This is a genomic window from Spirillospora sp. NPDC047418 (assembly GCF_040643275.1).
Classification (GTDB): domain Bacteria; phylum Actinomycetota; class Actinomycetes; order Streptosporangiales; family Streptosporangiaceae; genus Spirillospora.
Genome location: NZ_JBEYTW010000171.1, coordinates 1 through 8,037, shown reverse-complemented (window position 1 = coordinate 8,037; position 8,037 = coordinate 1). Strand labels below are relative to the sequence as shown.

General features: G+C 72.0%; 5 protein-coding genes. 4 read left to right on the top strand and 1 reads right to left on the bottom strand.

What is annotated here, in order from left to right:
• Window positions 1-76 precede the first annotated feature (76 nt).
• The gene (locus ABZ806_RS44330) at window positions 77-1,171 is read right to left on the bottom strand and encodes a PQQ-dependent sugar dehydrogenase (RefSeq protein ID WP_500225885.1); all 1,095 of its coding nucleotides are present in this window, start codon (window positions 1,169-1,171) and stop codon (window positions 77-79) included.
• A 438-nt stretch (window positions 1,172-1,609) separates the two neighbouring features.
• On the opposite strand from ABZ806_RS44330, the gene ABZ806_RS44325 reads away from it, so the two are divergent.
• The 4 genes from ABZ806_RS44325 to ilvC all read left to right on the top strand — a co-directional run bounded on the left by ABZ806_RS44325 (window position 1,610) and on the right by ilvC (window position 7,988).
• Window positions 1,610-4,432 carry a putative bifunctional diguanylate cyclase/phosphodiesterase gene (locus ABZ806_RS44325; RefSeq protein WP_500225882.1) on the top strand — a complete coding sequence of 941 codons (2,823 nt, stop codon included), beginning with the start codon at window positions 1,610-1,612 and terminating at the stop codon, window positions 4,430-4,432.
• Between the two features lie 128 nt (window positions 4,433-4,560).
• Entirely contained in the window at window positions 4,561-6,432 is a 1,872-nt protein-coding gene (locus ABZ806_RS44320; protein WP_500225878.1) for an acetolactate synthase large subunit, read from the top strand.
• Window positions 6,433-6,437: 5 nt separating this feature from the next.
• A complete protein-coding gene (gene ilvN, locus ABZ806_RS44315) occupies window positions 6,438-6,962 on the top strand; it encodes an acetolactate synthase small subunit (RefSeq protein ID WP_500225876.1) in 525 nt (174 codons plus the stop codon).
• 42 nt (window positions 6,963-7,004) lie between these two features.
• Window positions 7,005-7,988: a ketol-acid reductoisomerase gene (ilvC, locus tag ABZ806_RS44310; protein ID WP_500225888.1), complete on the top strand. Its 984-nt coding sequence runs from the start codon at window positions 7,005-7,007 to the stop codon at window positions 7,986-7,988.
• Window positions 7,989-8,037: the final 49 nt, after the last annotated feature.

Genomic DNA, 8,037 nt, shown 5'->3' with positions numbered 1-8,037 from the left:
CGCGCGCTGATCCTGTAGACGCCCGGGGCGTCCTGACGCGTGGCGCCGCCCCGGGGCGGGCGCCGCGGGACGGCGGTCAGCCGACCGGCACGCTGAGAATGCGGTCGTCGTCCCGGGCCGGGTCGCCGCGGCCGTCGCGGTTGCTGGTCGTCACCCAGAGGGTGCCGTCCGGGGCCTTGACGACGGCGCGCAGGCGGCCGAACTCGCCCTCGAAGTGGGCGACCGGCCGGCCCGCCTTGCCGTTGTCCAGCGGGACCTGCCACAGGCGTTCGCCGCGCAGGGCGGCGGCCCACAGGGAGCCGTCCGCGTAGGCGAGGCCGGACGGGGACGCCTCGTCGGTCGTCCATGTCAGCAGCGGTTTCGTGAAGCCGTCGCCGCCGTCCTCGTCGCCCTCGACCTCGGGCCAGCCGTAGTTGCGGCCCTTCTGGATGAGGTTGATCTCGTCGAAGCGGTTCTGGCCGAACTCGGTGGCGTACAGGCGGCCCTCGCCGTCCCATGCGAGTCCCTGCACGTTGCGGTGCCCGTAGGTCCAGACGCGGTTCCCGAACGGGTTGCCGGGGGCGGGCCTCCCGTCGGCGGTGACGCGGAGGATCTTCCCGGCGAGGGAGTCCTTGTCCTGGGAGAGGGGGCCGTCGCCGGTCTCGCCGGTGGTGATGTAGAGCATCTTGTCGGGGCCGAACGCGAGCCGGCCGCCGTTGTGGTTGGGGCCCTTCGGGATGCCGGTGACGATCGGCTCGGGTGTTCCTAGGCGCCCGTCATAGGTGGCACGCACGACACGGTTGTCCGACGCGGCCGTGTAGTACAGGTAGACGAGGTGGTCGGTCGAATAGGTCGGGGACACCGCTACGCCCAGTAGCCCGGCCTCCGACTGCGGTTCCACGCCGGGCACCGTGCCGACGGTCGTCTTCTTCCCGGACGGCGCGACCCGCACGAGGCGCGCGGAGTCGCGTTCGGTGACGAGGGCGTCGCCGCCGGGCAGGAACGCGACCGCCCAGGGCACCTCGAGGCCCGCCGCCACCGTGCGCGGCCCGCCGTCGGCGCCCGCCGACGGACCGGACGGCGGCGGCGCCGGTGTGCGCGCGCCGCCGTCACCGTCCCCGCCGGACGGCGAGGACGAGCAGCCCGCCAGAAGCACCGCGGCGGAGACCAGGACGATCGTGTGCAGTCGCATGTACGCCTCCCGTAGGTAGTACGGATCCGGCGTGCGGGTCGTTCCCGTCACCGAGCGTCATGTGGGGCAAGCCACCGATTCGGTGACGATCGCCTTTCGGACATCCCAAACGGATCCGCCACGAGGGCGTTTGTCGCCGGGAGGACGCCCAGCCTCAATCGCTCCGTGACCTACCGAACGTACATTGAGCGACACGGTGATCCCGTAGTGCAGCAACGTCGCTGATCTCCGGCAGGCGGCTCCGGCAGGCATGCTCCCCCCAGGCAGGCCGGTTCCCCCGCCACCGCTTCGCGCCGACCCTGCGCGGGGCACGATCTACGACCTTCCGGCCGTTGTACGAGCGGCGAGGGTCGTGGACCCACTCTCCCCCCTGCGTGCGGCGTCACCGTCCGCGGGGGCCGGCACGCCCCACCGGGGGGCAGGAAGGGACACGGCGCGATGAGCGGCGACTACGCGAGGCGGATACCGCCGCGTGCGCTGCCGGTCGCCATGGCCGCGGTCGTCGGCGTGCTGTACGCCACCGGGTCGCTGCTGGGCTGGGGCGGCCGGGCCTTCATCGCGTGGGCGGAGGCGGGCGCCGCGGGCGCCGCCGCGGTCTCGCTGCTGCTGTCGTCGCGGCGGCCGGCCGGCCTCCCGGCGGAGCCGGGCGTCCCCGGCGGGCTGTGGCGCGCGTCGCAGCGCTGGTACGGGATCGCCGCCGCGTCCTGGTTCGCCGGCGCGGTCGGCGGAGCCCTGTCGGACGGCCCCGGCCGCAGCGCGCTGTCGCTGTCGGTCCCCGACCTGTTCTACCTGTTCGCGCTGGTCGCGCTGGTCACCGGCCTCATCGTGCCGATCCGGCCGCCGCGGGACGCGGGGACGTGGCTGCGCTACGCCGCCGACACCTACGTCTGCGCGTGCGCGCTGTTCGTGCTCGGCTGGGTCGCGCTGTTCGGCGCCCTGTACCACGGTTCGGGCGAGTCGCCGTCCGAGTTCGGGCTGGAACTGCTGTACCCGCTGATCGACATCGTGTTCGTCTGCGGCGCGCTGCCGTTCGTGCTCGGCGCCGCGCCCGGGCACCGCCGGCTCGCCTGGATGGGGTACGGCGCGCTGGCGGCGATCGGGGTCGCCGACATCGTCACCACGTTCGTCCGGCTGGACGGCGGCGGGCCGTCCGACGACCCGTCCGACATCCTGCGCCTCGCCGGGCTGCTGCTCCTGCTGCTGGTGCCGTGGACGGGCCCGGCCGCCGAACCGGACCTGCCCGTCGACGACATCCCCCCGGACGTGGCGGTCGAGGCCGAGGAGCGCGGCCGCATGATCGGCCCCGGGATCGCGCCGGCCGCCGTGGCCGCCGCGGCGGCGCTGTTCATCGCCGGTCACTCCCTCACCGGGCGCAACGGCCTGGAGCCCGGCATCTCGATCGCCGCGGGCTCGGCGGCGCTGGTGCTGATCGCGCGGCTCGCGGGCCTGCTGCGGGAGAACGAGGCGCTGCGGCAGGCCGTGCAGACCGGCGAGGAGCACTTCCGGGCGCTGTCGGAGAGCATCAGCGACGCGGTCCTCATCTGCGACCTGGACGCGACCGTCCGGTACGCCAGCGCGGGCGCGCTGCGGATGTACCACTACACGTCCGACGAGCTGCTCGGACGTCCGCTGAACGAGCTCGTCCACCCCGAGGACGTGCCGCACGTCCAGGCGGTGTTCACCGAGTTCCTGGACGAGCAGGCCGGCCTCGGCGACCCCGACGACGTGCTCCGGGTGTCGTGCCGGGTACGCGCCGCCGACGGCACGTGGCTGCCGACCGAGTCGACGATCTCCCGGTACAGCGGCTCGGACGGGACGCCGGCCCGGCTGCTGGTCACCACCCGGGACCTCAGCGAGCGGGCGGCGCTGCAGCGGCAGGTCGCGCACCTGACGTTCCACGACGGGCTGACGGGCCTGCCGAACCGGGCCTACTTCGAGGAGCGGACGCGGGAGGTGCTGTCGCGGCAGCCGTCGGGCGGCAAGGTCGCGGTCGTGTTCGTCGACCTGGACGGGTTCACCGCGGTGAACGACTCGGAGGGGCACGCGGCCGGCGACCAGGTGCTCGCGCAGGCGGCCCGGCGGCTGCGCGCGAACGTCCTGTCCGACGACACGGTGGCGCGCTGGGGCGGCGACGAGTTCGCCGTCCTCGTGCAGCTGCCGCCGGACGACCGCGAGACGCGCGCCACGGTCGAACTGGCCGGGCGGCTGCTGCGCGTCCTGTCGGTCGACCCCTACCAGGTCGGCGACAAGCACATCGTGCTGACGGCGAGCCTCGGGATCGCGTTCGCCGGCGACGACGAGGAGTCCGCCGCCGACGCCGACGGGGACCGCCGGGTCCGCCGCACCGCCGCCGACCTGCTGCGCAACGGCGACCTCGCGATGGCCCGCGCGAAGGAGGCGGGCGGCGGGCGCGTCGAGGTGTACGCGCCGCACATGCACGCCGACGTCGTCCGGCGGCTGGAGCTCGGCAGCGACCTGCAGGCCGCGCTCGCCGAGGAGCAGTTCGCGGTCGAGTTCCAGCCGGTGGTGGACCTCGGCACGTCCCGGGTGACCGGGGTGGAGGCGCTGCTGCGCTGGTGGCGGGGGAGCGAGGCGGTGCCGCCGGAGGAGTTCATCGGCCCGGCCGAGGAGTCCGGCCTGATGATCCCGCTCGGCGAGTGGGTGCTGCGGGAGGCGTGCCGGGAGGTCGCGCGGTGGCGCGGCGACTCCTGGGACATCGGCCTGTCGGTGAACTTCACCGCCCGGCAGATCGCCGCGCCGCGGTTCACCGAGACGGTCGCGGCGGTGCTGGCGGAGACGGGACTGGCGCCGAGCGCGCTCACCCTGGAGGTCCGCGAGGAGGTCCTGGTCGAGGACGCCGGGCAGAACGTGGCGCGGCTGTCGGAGCTGCGCGACCTCGGCGTCCGGCTGGCGATCGACGACTTCGGCACCGGGTACGCCTCGCTGGCCTACCTCGGCCAGCTCCCGGTCGACATCATCAAGATCGATCCGTCGTTCGTGGCGGGCCTCGGCGCGGACGAGACGCTGACGCTGCTCACCCGCACGATCGTGCGGCTCGGCAGCGACCTCGGGCTGACCGTGGTCGCCGAGGGCATCGAGCGGCCCGAGCAGCTGGAGCTGCTGCGGGAGATGGGCTGCCCGCGCGGCCAGGGCTTCCTCGTGGCGCGGCCGATGGCGGCCGGGCGGGTCGAGTCGCTGGTGCGGACGAACCTCGGCGGGCGCAGCCGTCCCGGCGACGTGGCGCTGCCCCTCCCGGGCTGAGTCGCCGCCGGCGTGAATCGCGGCACAACTGTCTCAAAGTATGAGATTTAGTGTCCACGGATTTGACCACGGGCCGGACATCGGCGAAAGTAGGCCCGTGCAGAGCACTTTCACCATCCTCGTAGTACTTGGCCGGCGCGCGGGCTGACCAAGCTTCTCGTCCTGCGCGCCTCCCCTCGACCGCTTCACGGCGGCGGGGGTTTTTTGTTGCCCGGCGAGCCAAGACTCACTCCCCAAGGAACCGCAGAATCATGACGACCGAACAGATGACGGGAGCCCAGGCGCTGGTGCGCGCCCTGGAGAACGTCGGCGTCGACACCGTGTTCGGCATTCCGGGTGGCGCGATCCTCCCGGCGTACGACCCGCTGTTCGACTCCAAGAAGCTGCGCCACATCCTCGTCCGGCACGAGCAGGGCGCGGGCCACGCCGCCCAGGGCTACGCGATGGTGACCGGCAAGGTGGGCGTCTGCATGGCCACCAGCGGCCCCGGCGCGACCAACCTGGTCACGGCGATCTCCGACGCCTACATGGACTCGGTGCCGATCGTGGCGATCACCGGCCAGGTCGCGTCCTCCCTCATCGGGACGGACGGCTTCCAGGAGGCCGACATCGCGGGCATCACGATGCCGATCACCAAGCACAACTTCCTGGTCACCGACGCCGCCGACATCGCCCGGACGATCGCCGAGGCGTTCCACATCGCGAGCACCGGCCGGCCCGGCCCGGTGCTGGTCGACATCGCCAAGGACGCGCTGCAGGCCGCCGTCGACTTCGGCTGGCCCGTCCAGCTCCAGCTGCCCGGCTACCGGCCCGTGACCCGGCCGCACTCCAAGCAGGTCCGCGAGGCGGCGCGGCTGATCGTGCACGCCGACCGGCCGGTGCTGTACGTCGGCGGCGGCGTGCTGAAGGCCGGCGCGTCCGCCGAGCTGAAGGTGCTCGCCGAGCTGACCGGCGCGCCCGTCGTCACCACGCTGATGGCCAAGGGCGCGCTGCCCGACAGCCACCCGCTGCACATGGGCATGCCCGGCATGCACGGCGGCGTCGGCGCGGTCGGCGCGCTGCAGCGCTCGGACGTGCTGGTCACCCTCGGCGCCCGGTTCGACGACCGGGTCACCGGCAAGCTGGACGGGTTCGCGCCGCACGCCAAGGTCGTGCACGCCGACATCGACCCGGCGGAGATCTCCAAGAACCGGCACGCCGACGTCCCGATCGTCGGGGACGCCCGCGAGGTCATCGCCGACCTGATCGTCGCCGTGCAGAACGAGCACGAGCAGGGCAACAAGGGCGACTACACCGACTGGTGGCGGCAGCTCGACGCCTGGCGCGACACCTATCCGCTGGGCTACGACACGCCGGGCGACGGCTCGCTGTCCCCGCAGTACGTCATCGAGCGGATCGGGGCGATCGCCGGGCCGGACGCCTACTACGTCGCGGGCGTCGGCCAGCACCAGATGTGGGCCGCGCAGTTCATCAAGTACGAGCGGCCGGGCGCGTTCCTGAACTCCGGCGGCGCCGGGACGATGGGCTACGCCGTCCCCGCCGCGATGGGCGCCAAGGTCGGCGCCGCGGACACGACGGTCTGGGCGATCGACGGCGACGGCTGCTTCCAGATGACCAACCAGGAGCTCGCGACCTGCGCGATCGAGGGCATCCCGGTGAAGGTCGCCGTGATCAACAACGGCAACCTCGGGATGGTCCGGCAGTGGCAGACGCTCTTCTACAACGAGCGCTACTCCAACACCAACCTGCACGCGGCGAAGCGGATCCCCGACTTCGTCAAGCTCGCCGAGGCGTACGGTTGCGTCGGCCTGCGCTGCGACAGGGCCGAGGACGTCGACGAGGTCATCGCGAAGGCCATGGAGATCAACGACGCGCCGGTCGTGATCGACTTCGTCGTGCACGAGGACGCCATGGTCTGGCCGATGGTCGCGGCCGGCACCACCAACGACGACATCCAGATCGCGCGGGACATGGCGCCCGAGTGGGAGAACGGAGACTGACCCCGATGAGCCTGCACACCCTCTCGGTGCTGGTGGAGAACAAGCCCGGCATCCTCGCCAGGGTCGCGGCGCTGTTCTCCCGGCGCGGCTTCAACATCGAGTCCCTCGCGGTCGGCACCACCGAGCACCCGGACATCTCCCGGATGACGATCGTGGTGAACGTCGCCGGCCTGCCCCTCGAACAGGTCACCAAGCAGCTGAACAAGCTGATCAACGTTCTGAAGATCGTCGAGCTGGACTCCACGGCGTCCGTCCAGCGCGAGCTCGTCCTGGTCAAGGTGCGCGCCGACGCGGAGACGCGGTCCCAGGTGCTGGAGACCGTCAACCTCTTCCGTGCCAAGGTGGTGGACGTCGCACCGGACGCCGTCACCATCGAGGCGACCGGCAACCGTGACAAGCTGGACGCGTTCATCAGGGTCCTGGAGCCGTTCGGCATCAAGGAACTGGTGCAGTCGGGCATGGTGGCCGTCGGCCGCGGCGCCCGGTCCATCACCGACCGCTCGCTGCGGGCCATCGAGCGCAGCGCGTGAACTCACCTCATAACAACGAAAGGCGACAGCACTGTGGCTGAGATGTTCTACGACGACGCCGCCGACCTGAGCGTGATCCAGGGCAGGCACGTGGCGGTCATCGGCTACGGCAGCCAGGGGCACGCGCACGCCCTGTCCCTGCGCGACTCCGGCGTGGACGTCCGGGTCGGGCTCCGCGAGGGCTCGGCCAGCCGGGAGCTGGCGGAGGCCGAGGGCCTGCGCGTCGTCACCCCGGCGGAGGCGGCCGAGGAGGCCGACCTCATCATGCTGCTGGCCCCCGACCACCACCACCGGGAGATCTTCGAGAAGGACATCAAGCCGGCGCTCGTCGAGGGCGACGCGCTGTTCTTCGGCCACGGCTTCAGCATCCGCTACGACCTCGTCCAGCCGCCGGAGGGCGTGGACGTGGCGATGGTCGCGCCGAAGGGCCCGGGGCACCTCGTCCGCCGCCAGTTCGTCGCCGGGCGCGGCGTGCCGGTGATCGTGGCCGTGGAGAAGGACCCGTCCGGCAACGCCTGGCCGCTGGCGCTGTCCTACGCCAAGGCCATCGGCGGCCTGCGCGCGGGCGGCATCAAGACCACGTTCACCGAGGAGACCGAGACCGACCTGTTCGGCGAGCAGTCCGTGCTGTGCGGCGGCGTCTCCGAGCTGATCAAGACCGGGTTCGAGGTGCTGACCGAGGCCGGCTACCAGCCGGAGGTCGCCTACTTCGAGGTCCTGCACGAGATGAAGCTGATCGTCGACCTCATGTACGAGGGCGGCATCCACAAGATGTACTGGTCGGTGTCCGACAACGCCGAGTACGGCGGCTACAGCCGCGGCCCGCGCGTGATCACGCCGGAGACCAAGGCCGCGATGAAGAAGATCCTCGGCGAGATCCAGTCCGGGCAGTACGCCAAGGAGCTGGTGGACGAGTTCGAGGGCGGCCAGAAGCAGTTCCAGCAGTACCGGGACGAGCTGGCCGAGCACCCGATCGAGAAGACGGGCGCCGAACTGCGCCCGATGATGAGCTGGCTGAACGACTGACCCCGCTCGTTGACTTGCGGCGTGTTGTTGTTATCCGCGCGCGGATAAC

What these genes read in the sequence shown, in the direction of transcription:
- ilvC (WP_500225888.1), top strand. Translation starts at nt 7,005, where the DNA reads ATGTTCTACGACGACGCCGCCGACCTGAGCGTGATCCAGGGCAGGCAC.
- ilvN (WP_500225876.1), top strand. Translation starts at nt 6,438, where the DNA reads ATGAGCCTGCACACCCTCTCGGTGCTGGTGGAGAACAAGCCCGGCATC.
- ABZ806_RS44325 (WP_500225882.1), top strand. Translation starts at nt 1,610, where the DNA reads ATGAGCGGCGACTACGCGAGGCGGATACCGCCGCGTGCGCTGCCGGTC.
- ABZ806_RS44330 (WP_500225885.1), bottom strand. Translation starts at nt 1,171, where the DNA reads ATGCGACTGCACACGATCGTCCTGGTCTCCGCCGCGGTGCTTCTGGCG.